Below are 23231 nucleotides of genomic sequence, written 5' to 3'. Positions count from 1 at the left end.
AAGCGGGCATCCGCAGCAAACCATGAAACCTAAAAAGAGTGTTCCAAGCAGCGGATTCCGCTTTTTGGACACTCTTCATGTGCCTTACCTTCATTTATCAGGTGACAACCCTTCGATGACCTTGTCGATATTCCATTGAATCATCTTAATGTAGGTGTCGCCGTCTTCCCCTTTTTTAGCTAAAGAATCAGTGAAGATCTTAGAATGTATGGGCACTCCTGTCTCATTAGAGATGGTCTCCATCGTCTTGGGATTCACGCTCGTCTCCAGGAATAACGCAGGCACCTGATTCTCTTCAATAATACTAATGATCCGTTTCATTTGCTCCGGCGTCCCCTGGCTGTCCGTATTAATCTCCCAGATGAAAGCAGATTCGAAGCCGTAAGCCTTCGAGAAATACTTGAATGCCCCTTCGCTGGTAACAAGAATCCGCTGTTCCTGCGGGATCTTATTTACTTCCTCTTTGGCGTATTGGTCCAGCTCATTCAGTTCCTTCACGTAGGCTGTCTGATTGTTAAGATAATACTCCTTGTTGTCCGGGTCCTGTTCAATTACACGTTTGGTGATCACATCCACGTACTTAATGGAATTCTGGATATCCAGCCAGGCATGGGGGTCCACTTGCGTTTCCTTGCCTTTCTCAGTCAGATACATCGGGGTTACTTCATCGGAGACAGCAAAGGCAACCTCGTTCTTGTTCGTCACCTTCAGCAGGTCCTGGAACCATCCTTTTCCCGTCTCCAGATTCAGGCCGTTATAGAAAATCAAATCTGCGCTGGACACCTTGCCCGTATCGGCAGGTAATGGATCATACATATGCGGGTCTGTTCCGATGGGAACCATACTGTATACTTCAGCTTTGTCCCCGACAATATTCTCGGTCATATCTGCGATGATGGAGTACGTGGCAACAATCTGCAGCTTATCCTCACCCGCTTCCCCCTCATTAGTATTAGAACAAGCAGCGAGCAGTGAGATCAGAACGATAGAGGATAGCCATTTGAGTTGTTTCATCCTTGCTTCAGCCCTTTCCTTAAGAAATTATTTTTGGGTGACAGTATGAAGGAGACCGCGAACAGGCTCACACCCACCAGTACTATCGTGGCACTTGTCGGGAGATTAAAGCCAAAGCTGAGATACACACCTACAATTCCCGATACCGCACCCACCGCAGAGGCTAATACAATCATGTGGATCAGCGTATGGGTCCATAAATAGGAGGTGGCTGCCGGGATCACCAGCATCGCAATGACAAGCACAATCCCCACTTGCGATAACGAGGATACCGTAACTACAGACAGCAGCATCATCAGCAGATAATGATAGAAGCCTGTTTTTAAACCATAAGCCTTGGCAACTACCGGATCGAACGAGCTGATCAGCAGCTCTTTATACAGCAATACAATAATGGTAATCACAACGAGCATGATGATGAAAGATTGCATTAACTCAGACTGCGGAACGGCGAGGATATTCCCGAACAGAATATGAGTCAGATCCAGACCGCTTTTGGCAAAAGTAATGAGGACAATCCCCAGGGCGAAAAATGAACTGAGTATAATGCCGATAGAAGTGTCGCTTTTGATCGTACTGCGGCTTGTAATGAATTGGATAAGGATTGCGGCCAGCAGGCCAAACAGGGATGCGCCCAGCAGGATGTTGATCCCCAGTATGTAGGACAAGGCTACACCAGGCAGTACAGCATGAGATAAAGCGTCGCCCATCAGCGACATCTTCCGGAGAACAATGAAGCTGCCCAGCGCCCCCGATACAATGCCCAGGATGATGGCGGATAAGCCGGCGTTAAGCGCATAGACCGGGATGTTGAACAAGTCTGACATATAATTAATCATATTCGGTCCCTCCTGCCCCTTTGATGATCACATTGCCCAAGGAGGCACCATATGCTGCGCGGATATTGTCGGTAGTGAAGGTATCTTTCACATCTCCAAAGGCGATCAGTTTTTTATTCAGGATAATAATTTTGTCAAAATACTCTTCCACCTCATGCAGATCATGGTGAACGACGAGAATGGTTTTGCCCTCTTCACGAAGATGCTTAAGCAGATTCACGATAATCTTCTCACTGACCATGTCGATCCCGACAAACGGTTCATCCAGGAAAAAAACGTCCGCTCCCTGGGCGAGTGCCCTGGCAATAAAGACCCTTTGCAGCTGTCCGCCGGATAAATTGCTGATTTGTTTATTCGCAAGATCGCTTATATCCACCATCGCCATACATTCCTCGGCCCGTTCCCGGTCTTTTTTGCCGGGGCGCTGGAAGATTCTCAGGTTCGGGTAGGTTCCAGTCAACACCGTATCCTTCACCGTGATCGGAAACGTGAGATCAATATCATTTTTTTGCGGCACGTAGGCAATCTTCCGTTTGTACTCCGAAATATCCCTGCCCTCAACCCTGACCGAGCCAGTTCTCTTCTTAATCACTTCTAATAATGCCTTAATCAGTGTTGATTTCCCTGCGCCATTCGGTCCGATGATCCCCACCGTATGCCCGAACGGGATCTCGAGATTCACATTCTCCAGTGCTGAACTGCCGAAATAATCAACATTTAGGTCTTTAATCTCGATCATATGCTAACTCCTTATCTGCTAATAGCTGTCTGAAATATGACGTAATTATGAGTCTGAATATTCTTTGTTTCCTGAATGAAACAATAAGTTCTGAATACATATTTGTTTCCTGCGGGAAACATTTAGTCTTATGAACAATATATTTAACTGCGGGCAAATTGTCAATAATAATTTAAATTTGTGTTACAATTTCAGCAGAAGGAGTGATTGGGTTGAGAATCGCAGATTTGAACCTGGAGCAGAACAGTCAGGAAATATCGGGATTACTGGAGGAGCATAGCCGGCGGATGGATGACAGCATTCCGCCTTATGAGCGCGAAGTGATCTCGCTGGCAGCTTATGAAGGTGATACATATGTAGGAGGCATTACCGGTGATATGGTCTGGAAGATTCTAAATGTTCACCTGCTGGCCGTCGATCCCGCCTATAGAGGCAACGGACTAGGCGGAATACTGCTCAAGGAGCTGGAAGACAGAGCCCGGTCGCGAGGCTGTAAGGTGAGTGAATTAACCACCATGAGCTGGCAGGCTCCGCGCTTTTATCAGAAACTGGGGTACGAGGTCTTCGGGGAGATCCATAATTGTCCCCAGGAAGGCCAGACGAAATATTATTTGAAGAAAAGTCTTGAATAACCACGCAAAAATGCTCCCACACTGCCTGGGAGCATTTATTATATCTGCGAGAATTATGAGTTCATTTAGTTAACTGACTTGTCATACTGTAGATAGACTACGTGCGTCTGCAGATATTCGTTCAGTCCATGTTTGCCGTCGGCACCGCCGATCCCGGACTTTCTCCAGCCTGCATGGAAGCCCTGCATCGCTTCAAAATTCTCGCGGTTAATGTAGGTCTCTCCGTATTTCAGACGTTTGATTACTTTCATAGCGACATTCAGATTCTGGGTATATAACGATGACGTTAATCCGAATTCACTATCGTTGGCAAGCGCGATCGCTTCATCCAGGGTAGAGAACGAAATGACCGGGATAACCGGACCGAAGATTTCATCCTGCACAATCTCCATGTCGTTGGTGGCATTGGTGATGACCGTCGGCTCGAAGAAGCTGCCTGCACCTTCTACCTTTTTACCACCCAGAGCAATTGTGGCCCCTTCTTGAACTGCCCGGTCCACCTTCTGCTGAACCGATTCTTGTGCGGCTTTATTAATCAGAGGTCCCATATGAATATCCTTGTCCTTGAGCGGGTCTCCGTATTTCACTGCCTTCATAGCTTCAACCAGGCGGGAGGTGAATTCATCCTTAATGGCCTCATGTACATAGACGCGCTCTGCACAGTTACAGACTTGGCCTGTATTAATTACACGGGAATCCACAATCGCTTTGATCGCCAGGTCCAGATCGGCATCCTTCATAACAATGGCCGGTGCCTTGCCCCCAAGCTCCAAACTGACCTTGATGATATTCTCGGCGGCTGCCTCCATCACCTTTTGTCCGGCTGGTACGCTGCCTGTAAGACTGACCATTCCGACCTTCGGGTTACTGGCCAGTTCATGGCCTACTTCTCCGCCTCTGCCTGTTACCAGGTTGAATACCCCTTTGGGCAGACCGGCTTTATCAACAATACGGCTGAAGGCCACAGCATTGTTCGGGGATTCCGCACTGGGCTTGACGACAATCGTATTGCCGGTAATCAGCGCCGGAGCCATCTTTCTCGCGATCAGGAAGAACGGGAAATTCCAGGGCAGGATGCCTGTCGTTACACCAATCGCCCGTTTAAACACAAAGATATTCTCATTATCACGGTCGCTCTGAACGATCTCCCCTTCATAACGCCGTGCCCATTCCGCCATATAGTCCAAATAATCCGCTGTAAAGTTAACCTCTACCGCAGATAATTCCAGTGTCTTGCCTACTTCTTCCGAGATCAGCCTGGCGATGCTGTCCGCTTCCGCGCGAATCCCGTCTGCAATGGCATGCAAAAATCTGCCTCTCTCGACCGCCGGAGTTTCCTCCCAGGCTGATTGGGCTTCTTCTGCTGCATTAATGGCACGTATGACATCATTCCTTGTAGCCTTGGGAACCTGTGAGATTACTTCATCTGTTGCCGGGTTGGTTACTTCGATCCATTCTTTGCCTTCGGATTCCGTAAATTGGCCATCGATATACATCAAATGCTTGGTCACTGTTTCTCCCCCTCAAGGTAGATTATTACAATTGCCCAACCATAGTGTAAACGCTATCAATATTTATTGTCAATAAGATTCACATTTACTATTTGTTTTTATGTTGTTTTTCATTGACTTCTTGAGTTAAGCTATGAATATAGGGTTACATTGATTGGAGGGATCGGCTGTGAAAGTCAGTATTTTCTCTACTTGTTTAGTAGACCTTATGACCCCGGAGGTCGGTATTGCTATGGTTGAAGTCCTTGAGCGGCTGGGTTGTGAGATCGATTTCCCGGCTTCGCAGGTCTGCTGCGGGCAGCCCACTTACAACAGCGGCTATCTGAAGGATTCGAAGCTCGCCATGCAGAATATGATGCTTGCCTTCGAGAACTCCGAATATGTCGTGGGTCCTTCCGGCTCCTGCATTGCTATGTTCCATGAATACCCGAAGATCTTCAAAGGTGATCCGCAGTGGGAATTGAAAGCGGTTGCTTTGAAAGAAAAATCCTATGAGTTCACGCAGTTCATCGTCAGGGTGCTTGGCGTCACTGATGTTGGTGCAAGCCTTGAAGGAACCGCCACCTACCACCGTTCCTGCCATATGACAAGACTGCTGGGTGAGAAGGAAACTCCATATCAGCTGCTTGAACACGTCAGAGGACTGCAGCTGGAGCCGCTTAAGAACAGCGATAACTGCTGCGGTTTTGGTGGAACCTTTTCGGTCAAAATGCCCGAGATTTCCGAGCAGATGGTGGACGAGAAATGCGGCTGTATCAAGGATACCGGAGCTGATATTCTGATTAGTGCAGATATGGGCTGCCTGCTGAATATCGGGGGGCGTCTGTCCCGCAAGGGTGAGCCTGTCAAGATTATGCATATTGCTGAAGTGCTGAATCAGCATCAGCCTGTTGTTAGCAGAGGAGGAAGCCGGACTTGAGCCTGCAAACCGATAAACGTAATTTCAGCGAACGGACTTTGGACGGTCTTGGGGATTCATTCATGCGAAATGCTGTCGGTTCTGCGCAGGACAGTCTCAAGACGAGACGTCTGTCTGCCGCCACCGCACTAGGGGATTGGGAGCAGTGGCGGAACGCAGGCCAGCTTATCCGCCAGCATACCCTGCAGAATCTGGATTATTATCTCGGGCAGCTCGCCGATAATGTTGAGCGACAAGGCGGCCATATTTATTTTGCAGCTACCAAAGAAGAGGCCAGCAGTTATATAAGAGATGTGATCGTCCGCAAGCAGGCTAAAAAGGTTGTAAAATCCAAATCTATGGTCACGGAGGAAATTGAGCTGAACCATGTCCTGATCGAAGCCGGCTGTGAGCTGATTGAGACGGATCTTGGGGAGTATATCCTCCAAATGGATGATTGGGACCCGCCCTCGCATATCGTCGCTCCCGCACTGCATAAAGACCGGAGACAAATCCGGCGGGTGTTCTCAGAGAAGCTCGGATATACGGGAGATGAAACCCCGGAGAATCTAGCCGGATTCGCCCGGACGGTTCTGCGGCAGAAGTTCCTGGAAGCTGAAGTCGGGATTACGGGCTGCAACTTCGCCATAGCTAATCTGGGAGCGATCAATCTGGTGACCAATGAGGGCAATGGTGATCTTACGGCTGCCATTCCGAAGACCCATATTGCGGTGATGGGTATGGAGCGGATTGTCCCGACCATGGAGGAAATGGAGGTGCTGGATAACCTGCTCTGCCGCAGTGCCGTCGGACAGAAATTAACCAGCTACATTACCGTATTGGGGCCTTCTGCAGCCGGAGAGACAGATGGTCCCGAGGAATTCCACCTGGTTGTTGTCGACAACGGCCGGTCCGATATTCTGGGAAGTGAATTTAACGAGGCGTTGCAGTGTATCCGCTGCGGTGCTTGCCTTAATGTCTGCCCGATCTACCGCCATATCGGCGGGCATGCCTACGGATCAATCTATCCGGGCCCGATCGGTGCGGTAATCACTCCGCTGCTTGGCGGGTACGATGACTATAAGGAGCTGCCGTTTGCCTCCAGTCTCTGCGGTGCTTGTACAGATGTCTGCCCGGTGAAGATTCCGCTGCATGAGCAGCTGATCATGCACCGGCAGAACATTGTCGGGCAGCGAAGAACCGGCGCCGCAGACAGGCTTCAGATGAAAGCGGCCAGCCGGCTGCTGTCCTCCCCTGCCCTATTCGGCCGGACCCTGCGGTTAGCACACTCCGCCAGCCGATTGATGAGTAAACAGGGGCGAATCGTAAGAGGACCAGCCTTGATTCACGGCTGGATTCATGCCCGCGACCTCAAGCAGCCCGTCAAGCAGCAGGACAGCTTCCGGGCATGGATGGAGAAACGTAAAGGAGGGTCAGAGCAATGACAGTATCCTCGAATAAGGAGGCTTTTCTGAATACAATTGCCGCTAAGCTGGGCCGGGAACGTAAGACTAATGTTCAGCGGCCTGTTATACAGGACTTGATTCCGGACAACTATGGCGAGCTAACTAACGATGATCTGGTAGAGATTCTTAAGGAGCAGTGTTTCTTCATTCACACTCAAGTGATTGAATCGAATCCGGAGATTCTGCAGCGGACCTTGGATGATCTTATAGAAGCGAATGGCGGCGGGCTGGTTATGACTTCCGGAGATCCCCGGTTTGCCGAATACGGGCTGGAGTTCCCGGATGCCGCCGTGTGGGAGGAAGCAGCAGGAAGAGAGGAGAATGTTATGCGGGCTGAATCAGCGAATACAGCGATTATCTTCGCCGACTGTGCGCTGGCTGAGTCCGGAACGGTTGTGGTAGAGAGCCGCCCGGATCAGGGCCGCTCCCTTCACTTCCTGCCTGCCCATTATATTGCGGTGATTGAGCGGCAGAGGCTTGTGCTCCGTTCTACTCAGGCAGCAGCAGCGTTTAACCGGAGAATTCAAGCCGGTGAGCCGGTGGGCTCATCAATTAATTTCATCTCCGGCCCCTCCAATTCCGCCGATATCGAAATGAAACTCGTGGTGGGTGTGCATGGACCGCTGAGAGCTACTTATGTGCTTATTTAGTAATCCGTAACATCAAATTCTCTATCCTTATAATAAAATTTCCGGTCTTCCTCGGTGATCTCACGGATAATTCTGCATGGGCTGCCTACTGCTATCACGTTATCGGGAATGTCCTTGGTCACCACGCTGCCAGCCCCGATCACTACATTGTTACCTATGGTTACGCCCGGATTCACGATCACGTTGCCGCCGATCCAGACATTATTGCCGATCGTTATAGCGATCCCATATTCATAGCCTGAATTCCGGGAATCGGGATGGACGGGATGTCCTGCGGTATAGAGCGATACATTCGGAGCAAACATGACATTATCACCGATGACGACTCTGCCGACATCAAGAATAGTACAGTTGAAATTAGCATAGAAATTATTCCCCACAGAGATGTTGGTTCCATAATCGCAGTGGAAGGGCGCTTCGATATGAATTACCTCTCCTGTCTTGCCGATAATCTTCCGGATCAGTGCTGCTCTCTCCTCTTCTTCATCAGGACGGAGCAGATTGAACTGATGGACCATCAGTCTGGCAGCTGTTCTCTCTTCCGTTAATCCATCCAGCCAAGCTTTATAAGGGAGACCTGCAAGCATTCTTTCTTTCTGGTTCATTGTTTGTTCCTGCCTTTTCTTGTAGAGTAATCGGCCGACCTGCACCTCAATCACCACTTATTAAATGACTTATAATAAGTTATACCATAATTATATAGGAAGAACAAGAGCCCCACTGATTGGCGGGGCTGCAAGACATTTTACATTGTTACATGCGTTCTCTTGTATAGAACCGGTATTGCCGCTGCGATTAGGATGATCCCCATAACAGCAGGCGCAGAATGACCAAGCGATACATAGATTTGCCCCCCAATGAGAGGCCCGATCATCCTGGCCAACGCCTGAATCGATTGGCTGCCGCCTTGAATCCTCCCTTGTTCACTCGAATCGACAGACTTGGATAGCATCCCGTTGAACGAAGGCCCGAAGATCGAATCACCAAAGCCGAAGATGAACATTCCAACGATGAAAAGCGGATAGAACGCTAAGAGTGACGAGACGGCAATGAACCCATAGCCTATAATCTCCGAGACCATTCCAAGTACGACGATCTGCTGATCACTTAATTTCTTCAGAAGCTTGGGCATGATGAAGCCTTGCGACAGGATATCCTGAAAACCCATAATGGAGAACATTAGTCCGATGATTGCCGGTTTCCAGCTGAAGGAATCCATTGTGAATTGTGAGAACACAGCCTGCATAGATCCATTAGGTATCCAGAGCAGGAAGGCGGAAATAAGCAGCCTGTTCAAGTTTTTCATGGAGAGCAGACTGGCCAGCTGTGAGAATGGATTCAGTCTAACAAAGGTAATCTCTTGCAGTCTATTATTCTTGCTCAGACTCTCCGGCATGTAGAAGAATCCGTAGATAACATTCAATAAAGTAATGGCCGCTCCAAAATACATCGGTACAGCATAGCCAAACTTGGCAAGTAATCCGCCTACACTCGGGCCAATGATGGTGCCTGCACCTACGACCGCACTCACCCAGCCAAAGTATTTGGTTCTTTGCTCCGGTAGAATAATGTCTGCAAAATAGGCAAAGATCGTGCTGATGCTCCCGCCTGTTATACCTTCTATGATCCGACCGGCGAACAGTACCCACAGGGCTCCTCCTATACCAAAAATAAAGTACCCGATCGCAGAACCTAACAAGCATATTAAGAGCAATGGACGGCGGCCGTATTTGTCGCTTAGTGCTCCAAGTACCGGGGCCGCAAAAAATACGCAAAATGCATAAACGGAGGTCAGCAGCGTAACCATTACCGCTTGTTCTCCCGGATTATCGGTATACGGCTGCACTAAGAATGGAACGACAGGCGCTATGATAGTGAAGCCTATTCCGCACAGAAATACAGAGATAAGGCCGAAGATTAAAGCGTGTCTGTCTACGGTTTGTTCTGTGTTCTGTGTAGAGTGTGATCTGGATTTGAACATGTAATTCTCCCCTCAAACGTCATGATTATGTTTCCTAGGAAACATAATCATCCTACTGCATTTTTGTTTCCTCGTCAACAAAAATGCAATAAAAAGACAACCGTTCTCGAAAGAGCCCGGCTGCCTGAGGTTTCATTATCAGTATTCAATTCATTCCGATTTCAAATCTGTACCGAGTTTTGTGATTTCTGCATCCAAATGCCTGCTATACTTCTCAATGAAGCCAAGCATGTTGTCATATTGCTCCTCTGTTACCTGCTCGAATACAGCTTTATCCCGCTCGCGGAATTCCTGGTGCAGCTCCTCATGGACTTTGCTGACCGCTTCCCCTTGCTTCGTAAGCCTGAAATAGATTTCTTTCTTATTATCCGGCTTCTGGTAGCTTTCGATATAGCCCTTTTCCATGAGCTTCTTGGTTATTTTGCTTATAGCACTTCTAGTCATATAAAAATGCTCCGCAAGTATGGTCACGTTGGAATCCGCATTTTGCCCGATATATTCGATGCAATGTACCTCAGAGGGCTTGTACCCCTTAAGACTCTCTTCCATCTTGGATTTATTCAGCCAGCTCAGCTTGTTAAATAAATCCCTGAAATTCATCAGGACCTGTTCTTCTTTGTTCATGGCCTGCCCTCCCGACGCCTTAGTGCATTAACATTATTATTGTAGCACTTATTCCATCCGGTAGGTCCAAAAGGATTCCCGTCCGAACCGGGTTTGAATCTCCTCCGCAGTCAGCTCCCGGCTTCCCACAAGCTCCGCCGCTTGATATTGCGAACGGTGGGCCTGAATCGAGGCCATTTTCTTCGCTAGGAATGCAGTCACGTCTACGTTCACATCCGCCGGGCCGATCATCTGCTCATGGTTGCTGGAGAACGCAATGCAGTGAACTATTGGCCGCTTCGCAGACGGGAGCCTGCCGACCGCCCGGATGACAGCGGCTCCGGTGGCATCGTGATCGGGATGGACACTATAGCCGGGATAAAAGGTAATGACGAGTGACGGGGTCAATTCCTCGAGCAGTACCAGCAGTGTATTATCCAGGAACTGCGGGTCTTCGAATTCGATCATTTTATCGTGGAAACCAAGCATTCTTAAATCTTGTATGCCAATCGCACGGCAGGAGGCTATCAATTCTTCCTTGCGGATCTCCGGCAAAGTAACCCGGTTCGCGAATGGCGGGACTCCCATGTTCCGTCCCATCTCCCCTAAGGTCAGACAGGCATAGGTCACCCCGGCACCACTGTCTATGTACTTTGCCAGGGTCCCTGCAGCTGCGAAGGCTTCATCATCGGGATGCGGAAATACAACTAGCACGCGCTTATGTTCAGCTTGATTAATATCCATGGCTCACAGCCCCCTTCATTCTTCATTGTTTCCATTAAAATATTCAATAACGACGTCACGGAATATCCGTCCAGCCTGTGAAATGTAGCGGCTCTTATGCCATAACAAGGCGATTTCCCTGACCAGGCCCTGATCCTCAACAGGGATCAACACTATATTATCCTGGGCATTCTTGGCCGTGCCGGGTATGAAGGCTAAGCCGATTCCGGCTTCCACCAGGGCGACGAGCCTTGCCGGTTCATCCCCTTCATACACATACTTTGGGGTAAATCCTGCGGATTGGCATACGGAGTCCACCAAATCACGAATCCCGTAGCCTCTTGTGACACCGGCAAACCATTCATCCTTGAGCTCTATTAGGGATACGCTCTGGCGGCCTGCCAAACGGTGCCCCGCTGGAACGGCAACATAGATAGGGTCGGTGCAGACGATTTGACACTCCATCTCTTCTCCCCATACCGGAGGTGAGGACAAACAGAAATCGACCTCTCCCCTTCGAAGAAGGGTAATCATCTCCTGCATGGACAGCATTTGTACGTGAAAATGGACAGCCGGCAGCTTTTTGCGGAATTCCCGGAGGATATTAGGCAATGTGCTTGCGGTGGTGACGGCTAATTCAAGTGTATCCGGCTCCAGGCTGGACAGATCTCTAAGCTCCTGCCTCCCCTGTTCCAATTCAAACAAGGCTTTCTCCGCACGCGGAAGGAATCTGCTGCCGGACTCATTTAAGCGCAGCTTCCTCCCGGTCCGGTCAAACAGGGGAACCCCAAGATCCTCTTCCAGGCGCTGGATGGTCTTGCTGAGTGAGGACTGAGTCACATGCAACGTAAGCGCAGCCTCGGTCATATGCTCCAAACGGGCCACTGCGATGAAATATTGCAATTGAAGAAGTTCCATAACCCGCCTCCATTCATTCCCTCAAGTCTATGAAATCATAACATAAAATGCGTTGGAGTAAATAATCCAATTCAAGTACGATATCCCTAACGCAATGATAGGGGGAAATTACAATGAATACCCGCAGCTGGTGGTTAATGATATCCGTCGGGCTGGGAATCCTGCTAAACCCGCTCAACTCTTCGATGGTTTCTGTGGCTATACCACGATTACAGCATCAGTTTCAGCTTGATTACACCGTAGTCTCCTGGATTATCTTCTCATTCTATATTGCCAGCGCGGTTGCTCAACCTGTCATGGGCAAAGCCAGTGATATATTCGGACGCAGGACCATCTTTCTTACCGGGCTGGTTATTGTCTTCGTTGCTTCTATATTAGCTCCTTTGGCCCCGGGCTTCGGGTGGCTGATCGTATTCCGGATTGTTCAATCCGTTGGAACCAGTATGGTGGTGGCGGTAGGAATGGCTATTGTACGGGTGCATATTACGGAGAAGCAGGCTACCGCACTGTCTGTTCTGTCTATGTTCACATCGGGAGCCGCAGCCATTGGGCCTTTTATCGGAGGGGTACTGATTCACTTATGGGGCTGGTCGTCCATCTTCTTCATCAATGTTCCCTTTGTGACGGCAAGCTTTGTGTTAGCCTGGAGGACTATTCCTAAGGACCAGCCGCTGGCGGCCGCTGCCAATAAGCTGTCTATGCGCCAATGGATGAACCGTATGGATGTAGCTGGTATTCTGCTATTCTCTGTAGGTCTGGTTGCCCTGCTAGCTCAACTGCTGTCTGCCAAATCCTCCGGACATGTCTCCTTATTCAATGTTATAGCCGGACTTGCCGGACTTGTTCTACTTGCATTCTTCGTGCGGCATGAGCTCAGCGCAAAGTCACCTTTTATTCCGCTGCGGACTTTCGCGAGCTATCCGGCGCTGACCTGGGTCAATCTCCAGTTCATGCTGGTTAATCTTCTGTTTTATTCTGTCTTTTTCGGCTTGCCGTCTTACCTGCAGCTGGTTCGTCATGTCAGCGAGTTCCACACGGGAATTCTTATGTTAAGTCTGGGTTTATGCTCACTGGTTGTCTCTCCGCTGGCTGGGAAATGGATTGATGTGTCCGGTCCAAGGCCAGCCATGGTAGTATCCGCAATCCTTATGACACTCGGGTCAGTATGGATCGTGATGTTGAATCCGTCATCTCCGTTGATCAGCATATGCCTCGCTCTGGCGGCCTTCGGAATCAGTAACGGATTGAACAATGTCGCGATGCAAGCCGCCTTGTTCAACAGTTCCCCCAAAGACATTATCGGCGTATCCTCCGGATTATTCAGTACGTCCAGATACTTCGGGACCATCCTCTCTTCGTTGCTGATCGGCATCGTGATGGGGAATCAGTTCAGCTTCGGTGGATTCCGGGTACTGGGGATCATCCTCACCGTTGTTGCTCTGTCTCTGGTGTACATGGGCTGGCGGCGTATGGATTCAGTGCAGCAACTATAGAATCTTATAAAAAGGCTCCTCCGCAGTCCTTCTGACTGTCGGCGGAGCCTTGATAGGTTCTTATTAAGTATCTGCAAAACGTCTATGCTTCTGCCATAAGCCCCTTCAATCTTTCTGAAACAGATTCACTATCAGGGAAGATTGCGGCAGCACAGGTAAGAACGCGGATAGCTTCTTCATGGTGACCCCTCCAGCTTAAGGTATCGGAGACACGCACAAATTCAAAATCTGCGGAATAATACTTGTCTTGCTCCAAACTATTGATACGCTGGTATTCTTCAAGTGCTTTATCGATTCCATTCGTTACAGCAGCTTCGGCAACAAGATGTGCCATCGACTGCTTGAGCTGACAAATATCCGAACCCAGCAGCAGATCAAGAATTGGATAGGTTGCACTGCCAAGCCATACATAGTCACAGTTGGTCATTATAGAGATGCCTATATTGTCATCCGGGAACAGGATCAGGTCACTCAGAAAGCCGGTATCCCATCCGGAATGCGAGAGAATCCGGGACCCTTTATACTCACCCAGGAACCAGCCCAGCCCGACCTGCTCATGCTCAGGGCCCCAGCCTGTAGCCATAGTAGGATTCCACATCAGATCATAGCTGCCGGGCTGTAAGGCGTTATACCGGTCCTTGGCCTTCCCCTGGCTCAGCTGCATCAGCAAATATTGGCACATATCTTGGGCATTGGTATACAGCGTGGAACTGGGGGCATGCGCCCTGTTGTATGGAAACACCTCACTTACGGCGGGGCCGTACCCTGCTGAATTCTTCAGCACATGAGGAGCGGCCAGAGCACTTTCCACCTCCTGCTTCAGAAATGAACTGGATGTCATCCCCGCCGGTTCAAGAATATGCTCATTCATATACTGCTCAAAGCTCAGACCGCTGACCTTGGCGATCAAATCCCCCAGAATCTCATAAGCGATATTACTATAAGCAAAATGAGTGCCGGGTTCGCTCAGCAGCTTGTGACGGCTGACGCTTTTCACGTACCGTTCGAGACTCTCTTCATCGTATTCAGGCCGGTCCCAGGCATAATCCTCTTCATCCGGCATGCCGGAGGTATGGTTGAGCAGCTGCCCTACAGTAATCTGAAGATAACGTTCATCCTCCATTTTGATATAAGGAAGATAGTTCTTGACGGGCGAATCCAGCTCTACCTGTCCGCGTTCCACCAGCTGCATAACCGCTGTAACTACGAATGTTTTGGAGACGGAGGCTTGATGAAATAAAGTGCTGCTATCCACTGGCTCACCCGTCGCCACATTGGCTGCTCCATACTCACCTGTGAAGATAACCTCGTTATCTTTAACAATGCCTATAGCTAATCCCGTAAACGGTCCATTCTCAACAAAATCGGTTAACATCTCGTGCAACGCATTTTCGATCGTCTGATAGGTATTCATTCTATTGCCCCCTAAATGTGCCGTACTCATTGGATAAATATAACATCACCCGGGGTTACTTAATGTGTAATAAACAGATTAACCTGAACTTTCCCCAAGCTACCCTTCAACCACGTCAGCCCGCAGGGCGGTGGCAACCTCGAGCATTACAGGAACTATGGCTTCTGTGGAAAGGGCTACGTACAGATCTCCCATGTACAACCGGAAAGGAAACTCCATCCCTTCATAGCTCCACATGAAAAAGTCACCCTCAATGGACATCGTGCTCTCGGGTCCTTTTACCGTTAAGACTTGTGAGTACGAGAAATCGGGTTTGTCTGCAAAATACTGTGTGCACTCTTCCAATGTAATGGCTTGCTCTGCATTGCCTTCCTGCATCGAACGGGTAATACGCAAACGCTGACTCATAGATGAACCTCCGGAATTAAGATTATGAATGCTATGACTGCATTGCTTCTGTTAGATAAGATCTGACGGATTGAGAATGGCCAGAATCTGATGATCCTCCCATACTCCCCTGATTTTCACGTTGCGCTGGGCAATTCCTTCCTTGTGGAACCCGGCATTCTCCAGCACACGGATTGATCCGGGATTACCGGGGGAAGCTTCCCCTGTGATCCGGTGGAGCTTCAGCTCCTCGAAGGCATAGTGTACTACTTGCTTCACAGCCTCAGTCATGTAGCCTTTTCCGTTATAATCCTTATCCAGGCTGTACCCGATCATGCAGCTCTGCAGCGGTCCCCGCACCACAAAAGACAACCCTACGGTGCCGATAATCCGGTGATCTGCCTTGTGACATACCAGAAAATCGTATCTTTCGTCCTCTGCCCTGTCTTCCTTATACTGTGCAATCTTGTCGCGCTGGTACTCTTCTGTATAGAACTCCTCAGGTACATCAGGCGAATGTTTCTCAAAAAACTCCCGGTTGCGCTTGTACATCGCCGTCAGCTCAACAGCATCTGTATCCTCAGGGAACCGTATGTACACTTGTTGTTCTGCCATCAGTAACACTCCTATCGAGCTAAATTCATCACATAATTCACTGCATCTTCGAGATTAACGGCAATATAGTCCGGTTCGGTAACGGAAACTTGTTCTATGTACTTAGCACTTATGTCTGCGCACACAGCAATTCTCCATTCCGGTTAGTCGTATCATGCTCCTCGAATGAATAGGTCCAGAAGCGTTCAGTGCCGAACTTGCTACGGATAATATCATCTGTTATATCACGGCCGCCAAGAAGCTTGTCCTCCTGGAACTGAGAGCTGTGCGATAGAATGGACTTAATCTTCACAGCGAGGAATGAGGTCACATCTATAGTTACATCCGCTTTCCCGATCATCTTCTCATGATTGTTAGAGAAAGCGGAGCAATGTACAACTGGCCTTTCTGTCAGAGGTAACCGGGCAATGGTGCGAATAACAGCAGCGCCGGTGGCATCATGATCAGGATGAACGCTGTACCCCGGATAAAAGGTAATGACTAGCGACGGAGCCAGCTCCTGAATCAGCTTCATAATCTGACTATCCAGCAGATCCGGGTCTTCGAACTCGATCATTTTATCATGGAAGCCGAGCATTCTTAAGTCTTGAATTCCTATTGCCTGACAGGACGCGGCGAGCTCATCCTTACGGATCACCGGCAGGGTAACCCGGTTCGCGATTAAAGGAACCCCCATGTTGCGGCCCATCTCGCCGAGTGTCAGACAAGCATAAGTAACCTCAGCCCCTTCTTCAATGTACATAGCCAAGGTTCCGGATACAAAGTACGCCTCATCATCGGGATGGGGAAGTACAACTAAGATCTTCTTATTGTCCATAGGTCTGCTATTCACGGTTGCTTGATCCTCCATTTGCATTAAAAAGGGTTCCGGCTAAGCTGCAGCGCCACAATCAGCTTGCCTTGATTATCATGTCCGGCCAGGATTAGCCGCTCAGTTTCGTTCTCATCCACATGGGTAAGCCCCTCGGCATAAATCCAGCCCTGCTCTGTCTTCAGGCCGACCCGGTAAGGACCTGTTCCCGAAATCGAGCCGTGCGTGTAGCGGATAAGTGCATTACTGATGAACGCCGATCCCGGCGGACGCGAACTGTCAATGTGACTGGCATAAGCACCAGTTGTGAGCTCCAGGTGTATATAAAGGTCCTGACCGGTGAACCGGTCGATTTGAGTTTGGATATCTTTTGGGTGAATTAGCTGCATATTGTCCTCCTACAGTGTACGATTGTATTTCTCTGCGACATGATTAATGACCGGAATGATCAGATGATCATCGATGAGCCCCATCTTCTCCGGGCGGAACAGCTGGATTTTCTTGAAGTGATAATAGTCCGTCAGTACCTGCTGAATGGAGGTCTGATTCTGCAGTAAATATTTCGTATTCATAATCTCGCGCAGCAGCAGCTCATCTTGAAGCAGAATGAACCTTTCGTTGAGCGGCTGGAATATGCCTTTGTCTATACCATGGCGGTAGAATTCCAGCGATTGCTGCTCGCGCTGCAATAATGCCGACCTCAGGCTGTCGGACAGCTCCGGGTAAGCGCTCTGCAGCTCCTTCAGGAACACCTCAGATATTTTACCGGCGAGCGAAACTGACTGCTCAAACAGCTGCTGAAAAGAAACCCCGAATAATTCTCCCTCCACCTGCACGGAAGGAAGCTTTAATTGATCTATGTAGTCCACAAAAATGTACACCACACCGGCAATGACCTCTTCTTTGGAGGAAAAATGCTTGTACATAGTAGCACGGCTGACATCCATCAGTTTCGCGATTTCTTCCATTTTCAGCTGCTGGAAGCCATCCTTCATAACGGCTGGAATGATTTTTTTCAATAGCTTGCTTTGCGCCTGGGACTTCTTTGGGTCTAAGGACATACTGTTTTTTCCTCCTGTTGGCCAGTGAACCCATTATACATGAAAATCACAAAGCAAGAAACAAAATATACTTAGTAGACACTTTATGCTTTATTTGTTTACTTTGATTACTTATCGTGATATTATTTCCTCGTCTTCATACTATCCCATCTTAAGAACAGGAGAATGTCTACATGTTTACATTGGATCGCATGTATGTGAATGGCGAGTATATCGAACCGCAAGGGAAGGAGATTCAGCGGCTGATCAACCCGGCTACCCAAAAAGTGATAGGTCAGGTTGTACTCGGTAATGAAGAGGATGCCCGACTGGCTATTGCTGCGGCTAAGGAAGCTTTTGCAACCTTCTCTCAGACTTCTGTGGAAGAGCGTAGTGAAATGCTACAGCGGCTGCATGATGCTGTACTGGCGAATATGGATGCAATGGCGGAAGCGAATATTATGGAATATGGCGCCCCGACAAAATCAGCCATCGGCCGCGTGAAGCTGGCTGCTGCTAATTTCCTCGATACGAAGCAGGCGCTGGACAACTTTGAGTTTGTCCGTTATATCGCTTCTGCCAAGGTAGTCTCTGAGCCTGCCGGTGTCGTCGGGATCATTACGCCCTGGAATGCAAGTTATTCACAAATCACGGCGAAGCTTGCGGCTGCCATTGCTGCGGGATGTACGGTTGTCATCAAGCCGAGTGAGCTTAGTGCCCTGCAGACCGAAAGAATTACGGAAGCATTCCACCATGCAGGACTCCCGAAAGGAGTCATTAATGTCGTGAATGGTTACGGTCATACCGTGGGTGCTGAATTCACCCGCAATCCGGATGTTGCGCTTATTTCTTTTACCGGATCGACCCGTGTCGGCAAAGAAATCCTGAAAGGTGCAGCAGAAACGCTGAAACGGGTTACGTTGGAACTGGGCGGTAAGTCACCAAACATAATTCTGGATGATGTCGATTACACCAAAGTGATTCCAATAGCGGTAGCTCAAGGATTTATGAATAATGGGCAGGCTTGCGTAGCAGGTACACGCCTTCTTGTTCCGGAGCATCGTCTCCAGGAAGTGAAGCAGCTGGCACAATCAGCTATCGGGGCAGTGAAGATCGGCAATCCCTGGGAGGAAGACACGGTGCTTGGCCCTATTGTTACGGAGAAGCAGTTCCTGAACGTACAGCGTTATATTCAGACGGGGATCGATGAAGGTGCTGAATTGGTGACCGGAGGTATCGGCCGGCCTGCGGGATTAGAACATGGATATTTCGTTAAACCCACCCTGTTCGTTAATGTTACGGAGGACATGACGATTGCCAGAGAGGAAATCTTCGGACCCGTATTAGTGGTTCTCACCTATAAGACCGTGGAAGAAGCGATTGCTATCGCCAATAACACCAACTATGGCCTTGGGGCCTATGTGCATTCCGCGGACCTGGATCAGGCCAACCGGGTTGCCTCCAGAATTGCTGCAGGTGTTGTGAGCATTAATGGTGCCAGCCCGGAAATGAAAGCCCCCTTCGGCGGTTACAAACAGTCCGGGCTTGGCAGAGAATACGGGGAATATGGTATTGCGGAATGTCTGGAGACGAAGACGATTACGGGCCACGGTATACAATAATTACAATTGCTCAAGGAATTCAGCTGAAATCCTTGAGCAATTCTCTTGCTGTAATATGGACTTCTTCAAGTTCCTCACCCTTGGTTGGGTTATAGGCTATTCGCTGAATCTGCTTCTCTAATGGATGTCTGAATTCTTCAGGCAATTGGCTAACATAACACTCTAGGCACCATGTCTTCCATATGTCATCTCCTCCGTTTAGAACCTCCTCTATGTATGGAACCGTCTCTTTAGGAACCGTCAGCAACAAATTGGCCACTTCTTTTGCTATCGGCCAGTTTATATCCTGCAGCCATTGTAACAACTCCGGGATGAATGGGATGAGGTCCTTTTTATCCAGCTTCTTCAGATCGTGTACCCGTTCAAAATCGTGTTTGTCTCTTGGCAATAGAGTGAACGAATCATTCATTTATTTGCCCCCTTCTTAGAATTATTTGGTTACCAACATCCCTCCTTGTGCATATGCTAAAGCCATATTGCTTACAGGAAGGAAGCTGAATGAATTGCTACGTACGGACCCGGTATATCAGATTCTGAAGTTGCTTGAAGAAGAGAAGGAACCCCGCTTCAATCAAATAGGTATGGACGAAAGAGATTTCAAGATTACCCTGACCCATATTCACGAAGCCGGTTATGCTAATTCAGGTGAGTTAACTCACTCAGGCCTCAACTATATTCATGGGTATGAACAAAGGTTGAAATTTAAATTTAACCAGTCCCTGCAGAATTCTTAGTTTCATATTTGGTAGATTTCTGGTTTACCTGCCCTCGCGTGATCAATGCTTACGCTGCTGCAGGCTACCTCTTCATTGGAGCACTGAAAACCAACCGGATTCTGTATCCCCAAGGCACCCGAACTTCGGTGCAAGACTTCGCGAAGCACATCCAAAAATCAGATGTTCGCCTCGTGATCGTGAACGGTTCGTCGAACTGGATGTATCGCTACGAAGGAGCGCTGACTGGAATCGAGGACGCCGTGGTTTTACTTTGTTGTCCGAAGCTGGCTTTTGGGGAACCGAAAGCCTTGCGCGCCTTTTGTTGCACGGATATTTCCCTGGGAACCGAAACCATAGCCACGTACTATGCCAAACGCTGGCCTATCGAAATCTTCTTTCGCCAGTCCAAAAACAACTTGGGTTTTGACACCTACCAAGTTCGTTCCGCGAAAGCGTTTATCCGCTTATGGGCGCTTTTAGCTTGCATGGTACGAAAGCAGGTCCAACAAGACCGACTTAGGTATGTTTACGAGTGCGCCCAAAAGGAAATCCCGTTTCATACGGTTTGTGAGCGATTCAATGTTCCTAAGTGGTATCGGAATTTTCTGTATCGTTTTTGTTCATTTATAGATTCTATATTGAAAACATTTCATATCACCCTCGAATCAAGTTCTTATAAGATAATCTCCTGTCCTATTACGATACACTTACCGTTACTTCCATGCCCTATCTCGTCTGTCTTAACAATTGGAAGTTTGGTCGATCCGCTAATCTCCTTAACATACTCTTCAACGATAGAAAATTCATTGTAACGCTCCAGTTCGGTAAAAGATCCCAGGGTCAAACCCGCGCACTTGTCTAAATATCCAACTTGTTGAAGTTGAGCGATTAGGGAGACTATTTTATTCGCTCTTCCCCCTAAACTCTCTAAGAGGATGATTTTATTAGTAGGGTCAGGAAAATAGCTAGTCCCAGCCAACTTCATAAAACATCGAATGTTTCCACCGATAACTATACCACTCATATGGTTACCACGAACCCACTTATATTGGAAATCATAAAGATCATTATGACCTTCGAAAAAGGATTGGTAGAAAGCATTTTGTTGTTCTTTTCCATCAGAATAGACCAGATTCATCAACTGATAATGATACGAATTTATATTGCCTAGTGTATATAATCCATTCAGAATTACCGACAAATCACTCATTCCAAAAAAAGGCTTTGGATTCATTCGAATCCTATTGTAATCTATGTACGGTAAGATTTGGTTGGCGGAATCTCCACCTGAGATATCAAAAATAGCCATAATTTCATCATCATTAAATAGTCGATTTAATTCCGCTGCTCTTACCTTAGGAGCACCACTGAAATAGGCATCTCTTCTGAACAATGTACTAGCAACGACTACTTCAAGTCCAAAAGAATTCAGTACCTTGATTAAGGCTTCTACTTCAAGTGAGTTTTCTTCTCTCACACCATCTGAACAAGCGATTAAGCCTACTTTATCGCCTTTAGTCAATTTTAAATTCGCGGTCATCTTTTGAATTCCTTTCTTAACTAAGAAACTCTGAATTCTTGATTTTGGCTACAGATTCGGCAATAACCACAGACAAATCATTTTTTTGAGCAAAATTTAATCTGCTATTCACAGGGACGATTCCTGTATATAAAGATTGATGGTCTGACTTACCGTTACAATCATGAAGGTGCATATGCCTTATACGATCTTTAAAATGTGTGAAGACTGATTCTTCTTCAAAACCCGCCTTCGCATCGTGACCAACATCCCATGTGAGAAAAAATTTTGAAAAGCACTTAATTTATCAAGCGCTTCTCGGATATAAGAGATATGAAAATTCCCAGTATTCTCAAAACATAATTCAATGTCATAAGTATTAGCTAAATGATAAAGTTCTAAATATGAATCATAAATTATGGCGCAATCATCTACTGCTCATAATAATATTTCAGCTTGTTATTAACGAAATACAGATATTGATGGCCGTATACGATATATCCCAAATCTTCGTTGTAGCTGTCGGGCTCTCACCATGACAGATAAACTTGTTCAAACGTCATGTCGGTAATGATCCGCTCATCCCGGATAGCAGCCCATACGGCATCACTGCTGGGATAAGCTGTTCTAGGATCCTTAAAGTAGAATAGCTCCTTAAGGTAATCAACAGGGTTAACGGTCGTGTCTAGACTGATATAAATTTCCTGACCGTTCGCCCGGCGGATTTGTACCTCTAAACTGCCATCACCGGGACTGGAACGGAAATCTTTGACCGTAACCTTCTCCATGTTCTTAAAAGGACTGTCCGGAATCTTTGCATTTACAGCCCATGCCGAATCACCGTTGAAATTCTCTTTGAAAGCAAAGAGATTCTCTTCCGTGTACAACGTGTCGGTCTCACTGTCGTCCAGATCCAGCGTCCAGGTTAGTCCAGCTTCGCTCAGCATGGTGAACGTAGAAGTATTGGTATCATCCTCGTATTGAACATCTGTCACCCAGTGGCTGCCGGGATGTGCATATAGATAGACCTTCTTGCCCACAGCCTGGCCCATTGTTCCTGGCAGCTTGCTGATGGCGTAGAGCATACTGTTGCTCTTTATTTTGCCTTCTTCCGTACTCCAGATGAACAGCGAATACGAACTGGTGGCATATTTGCCGTCTATGGCTCCAAGCTTAAGCAGTGTTTTGAACGCGACATAGTTGGAGTTTTTGTAGAGTATGGAGTTGTCCTTGTTCAACTTTGCGCTTCCCTTACTTCCGGTGAGGGTCACAACAGAGGCTGCGGTAGCAACGGTAAAGCCGGGAATCTGATTCAGCAGCTTCACAGGTACATAAGCCAAACCATTGACGAGTACAGACTTGGATGCCGAGATCATAAGTGTCCCGTCCACAAATGTGGAAATCTCCGTGTACTTCGGTGCTGCGGCTGCCGCTGCCTGTCCGGTGCCTCCCGGATAACCCAGCCCGATCATGAGCAACAGCGTGATGAGCAGTAATACAATCTTTTTCATATGTTCGAATTCCTTCCCCCATTGTATGTAAGCTGCCCCTGGCTGTACGCCGGATTAGCCCAAACCAGTAAATTCGGCAATAAGTTAATTATTTCCTGCAAAATTCCTTGAATCATCGACTTTCTGTAG

General features: G+C 48.1%; 24 protein-coding genes and 1 pseudogene. 7 read left to right on the top strand and 18 right to left on the bottom strand.

The features are described 5' to 3' along the window. Window positions 1-90: 90 nt before the first annotated feature. The 3 genes from P40081_RS17740 to P40081_RS17730 are packed head-to-tail and all read right to left on the bottom strand — an operon-like array spanning window position 91 to window position 2589. On the bottom strand, window positions 91-1014 hold the full coding sequence (locus P40081_RS17740) for a metal ABC transporter substrate-binding protein (RefSeq protein WP_042137290.1): 924 nt from the start codon (window positions 1012-1014) through the stop codon (window positions 91-93). Continuing rightward, the gene (locus P40081_RS17735) at window positions 1011-1853 is read right to left on the bottom strand and encodes a metal ABC transporter permease (protein WP_197074370.1); all 843 of its coding nucleotides are present in this window, start codon (window positions 1851-1853) and stop codon (window positions 1011-1013) included. Before P40081_RS17735 ends, P40081_RS17740 begins: the two co-directional genes overlap by 4 nt. Beyond that, window positions 1846-2589, bottom strand: a complete 744-nt coding sequence (locus tag P40081_RS17730) for a metal ABC transporter ATP-binding protein (RefSeq protein ID WP_197073119.1) — start codon at window positions 2587-2589, stop codon at window positions 1846-1848. Before P40081_RS17730 ends, P40081_RS17735 begins: the two co-directional genes overlap by 8 nt. Window positions 2590-2804: 215 nt before the next feature. Between P40081_RS17730 and P40081_RS17725 the strand changes: the two genes are divergently transcribed. Beyond that, on the top strand, window positions 2805-3224 hold the full coding sequence (locus tag P40081_RS17725; RefSeq protein WP_042137287.1) for a GNAT family N-acetyltransferase: 420 nt from the start codon (window positions 2805-2807) through the stop codon (window positions 3222-3224). A 65-nt stretch (window positions 3225-3289) separates the two neighbouring features. Here P40081_RS17725 and aldA read toward each other — a convergent pair whose 3' ends face one another. Beyond that, window positions 3290-4735 carry an aldehyde dehydrogenase gene (gene aldA, locus P40081_RS17720; protein WP_269323266.1) on the bottom strand — a complete coding sequence of 482 codons (1446 nt, stop codon included), beginning with the start codon at window positions 4733-4735 and terminating at the stop codon, window positions 3290-3292. A gap of 169 nt (window positions 4736-4904) precedes the next feature. On the opposite strand from aldA, the gene P40081_RS17715 reads away from it, so the two are divergent. The 3 genes from P40081_RS17715 to P40081_RS17705 all read left to right on the top strand — a co-directional run bounded on the left by P40081_RS17715 (window position 4905) and on the right by P40081_RS17705 (window position 7749). Next, window positions 4905-5654 carry a (Fe-S)-binding protein gene (locus tag P40081_RS17715; protein WP_042137285.1) on the top strand — a complete coding sequence of 250 codons (750 nt, stop codon included), beginning with the start codon at window positions 4905-4907 and terminating at the stop codon, window positions 5652-5654. Between the two features lie 62 nt (window positions 5655-5716). Then, window positions 5717-7078 (top strand): LutB/LldF family L-lactate oxidation iron-sulfur protein, encoded by a 1362-nt coding sequence (locus P40081_RS17710; protein ID WP_418793857.1) that lies wholly within the window; start codon window positions 5717-5719, stop codon window positions 7076-7078. Beyond that, window positions 7075-7749, top strand: a complete 675-nt coding sequence (locus tag P40081_RS17705; protein ID WP_042137281.1) for a LutC/YkgG family protein — start codon at window positions 7075-7077, stop codon at window positions 7747-7749. The genes P40081_RS17710 and P40081_RS17705 overlap by 4 nt, the downstream gene beginning before the upstream one ends. Here P40081_RS17705 and P40081_RS17700 read toward each other — a convergent pair. The 5 genes from P40081_RS17700 to P40081_RS17680 all read right to left on the bottom strand — a co-directional run bounded on the left by P40081_RS17700 (window position 7746) and on the right by P40081_RS17680 (window position 11974). Next, a complete protein-coding gene (locus P40081_RS17700; RefSeq protein WP_042137280.1) occupies window positions 7746-8354 on the bottom strand; it encodes a sugar O-acetyltransferase in 609 nt (202 codons plus the stop codon). The two genes, P40081_RS17705 and P40081_RS17700, sit on opposite strands and share 4 nt — an antisense overlap. A gap of 140 nt (window positions 8355-8494) precedes the next feature. Continuing rightward, on the bottom strand, window positions 8495-9730 hold the full coding sequence (locus P40081_RS17695; RefSeq protein WP_042137279.1) for an MFS transporter: 1236 nt from the start codon (window positions 9728-9730) through the stop codon (window positions 8495-8497). Window positions 9731-9880: 150 nt separating this feature from the next. Continuing rightward, on the bottom strand, window positions 9881-10354 hold the full coding sequence (locus tag P40081_RS17690) for a MarR family transcriptional regulator (RefSeq protein WP_042137278.1): 474 nt from the start codon (window positions 10352-10354) through the stop codon (window positions 9881-9883). Between the two features lie 48 nt (window positions 10355-10402). Continuing rightward, window positions 10403-11077 carry a bacillithiol biosynthesis deacetylase BshB2 gene (bshB2, locus tag P40081_RS17685; protein ID WP_042137277.1) on the bottom strand — a complete coding sequence of 225 codons (675 nt, stop codon included), beginning with the start codon at window positions 11075-11077 and terminating at the stop codon, window positions 10403-10405. 15 nt (window positions 11078-11092) lie between these two features. Further along, the gene (locus P40081_RS17680) at window positions 11093-11974 is read right to left on the bottom strand and encodes a LysR family transcriptional regulator (RefSeq protein WP_042137276.1); all 882 of its coding nucleotides are present in this window, start codon (window positions 11972-11974) and stop codon (window positions 11093-11095) included. A 113-nt stretch (window positions 11975-12087) separates the two neighbouring features. Here P40081_RS17680 and P40081_RS17675 point away from each other — a divergent pair, with 113 nt between their 5' ends. Beyond that, window positions 12088-13467, top strand: coding sequence for an MFS transporter (locus tag P40081_RS17675; RefSeq protein ID WP_042137275.1), 1380 nt, complete (start codon window positions 12088-12090; stop codon window positions 13465-13467). Between the two features lie 82 nt (window positions 13468-13549). On the opposite strand, the gene P40081_RS17670 is transcribed toward P40081_RS17675, so the two are convergent. The 6 genes from P40081_RS17670 to P40081_RS17645 all read right to left on the bottom strand — a co-directional run bounded on the left by P40081_RS17670 (window position 13550) and on the right by P40081_RS17645 (window position 17755). Beyond that, on the bottom strand, window positions 13550-14881 hold the full coding sequence (locus P40081_RS17670) for a serine hydrolase domain-containing protein (protein WP_052421870.1): 1332 nt from the start codon (window positions 14879-14881) through the stop codon (window positions 13550-13552). 99 nt (window positions 14882-14980) lie between these two features. Continuing rightward, window positions 14981-15289 (bottom strand): hypothetical protein, encoded by a 309-nt coding sequence (locus tag P40081_RS17665; RefSeq protein ID WP_042137274.1) that lies wholly within the window; start codon window positions 15287-15289, stop codon window positions 14981-14983. A 51-nt stretch (window positions 15290-15340) separates the two neighbouring features. Then, entirely contained in the window at window positions 15341-15883 is a 543-nt protein-coding gene (locus P40081_RS17660; protein WP_042137273.1) for a GNAT family N-acetyltransferase, read from the bottom strand. A 109-nt stretch (window positions 15884-15992) separates the two neighbouring features. Further along, window positions 15993-16700, bottom strand: a complete 708-nt coding sequence (bshB2, locus tag P40081_RS17655) for a bacillithiol biosynthesis deacetylase BshB2 (RefSeq protein WP_042137272.1) — start codon at window positions 16698-16700, stop codon at window positions 15993-15995. A gap of 38 nt (window positions 16701-16738) precedes the next feature. Continuing rightward, entirely contained in the window at window positions 16739-17083 is a 345-nt protein-coding gene (locus P40081_RS17650; protein WP_042137271.1) for a YojF family protein, read from the bottom strand. A 9-nt stretch (window positions 17084-17092) separates the two neighbouring features. After that, a complete protein-coding gene (locus tag P40081_RS17645; protein ID WP_042137270.1) occupies window positions 17093-17755 on the bottom strand; it encodes a TetR/AcrR family transcriptional regulator in 663 nt (220 codons plus the stop codon). 173 nt (window positions 17756-17928) lie between these two features. Here P40081_RS17645 and P40081_RS17640 point away from each other — a divergent pair, with 173 nt between their 5' ends. After that, the gene (locus tag P40081_RS17640; protein WP_042137267.1) at window positions 17929-19356 is read left to right on the top strand and encodes an aldehyde dehydrogenase family protein; all 1428 of its coding nucleotides are present in this window, start codon (window positions 17929-17931) and stop codon (window positions 19354-19356) included. A gap of 19 nt (window positions 19357-19375) precedes the next feature. Here P40081_RS17640 and P40081_RS17635 read toward each other — a convergent pair whose 3' ends face one another. Beyond that, window positions 19376-19765: a DUF5071 domain-containing protein gene (locus P40081_RS17635; protein WP_042137265.1), complete on the bottom strand. Its 390-nt coding sequence runs from the start codon at window positions 19763-19765 to the stop codon at window positions 19376-19378. A gap of 333 nt (window positions 19766-20098) precedes the next feature. Here P40081_RS17635 and P40081_RS40055 point away from each other — a divergent pair. Then, window positions 20099-20656 (top strand): annotated as a pseudogene (locus P40081_RS40055) (transposase); the annotation flags it as partial. Window positions 20657-20745: 89 nt separating this feature from the next. Here P40081_RS40055 and P40081_RS17625 read toward each other — a convergent pair. Together P40081_RS17625 and P40081_RS17620 are read right to left on the bottom strand one after the other, a co-directional pair. After that, a complete protein-coding gene (locus P40081_RS17625; protein ID WP_042137260.1) occupies window positions 20746-21612 on the bottom strand; it encodes a S66 family peptidase in 867 nt (288 codons plus the stop codon). A 509-nt stretch (window positions 21613-22121) separates the two neighbouring features. Then, the gene (locus P40081_RS17620; RefSeq protein WP_042137258.1) at window positions 22122-23102 is read right to left on the bottom strand and encodes a hypothetical protein; all 981 of its coding nucleotides are present in this window, start codon (window positions 23100-23102) and stop codon (window positions 22122-22124) included. Window positions 23103-23231 lie beyond the last annotated feature (129 nt).

This window comes from Paenibacillus sp. FSL P4-0081 (genome assembly GCF_000758565.1).
Lineage (GTDB): Bacteria > Bacillota > Bacilli > Paenibacillales > Paenibacillaceae > Paenibacillus_AQ > Paenibacillus_AQ phytohabitans.
The sequence above is the reverse complement of the archived record's forward strand: the minus strand, read 5'-3'. Positions and strand labels throughout refer to the sequence as shown.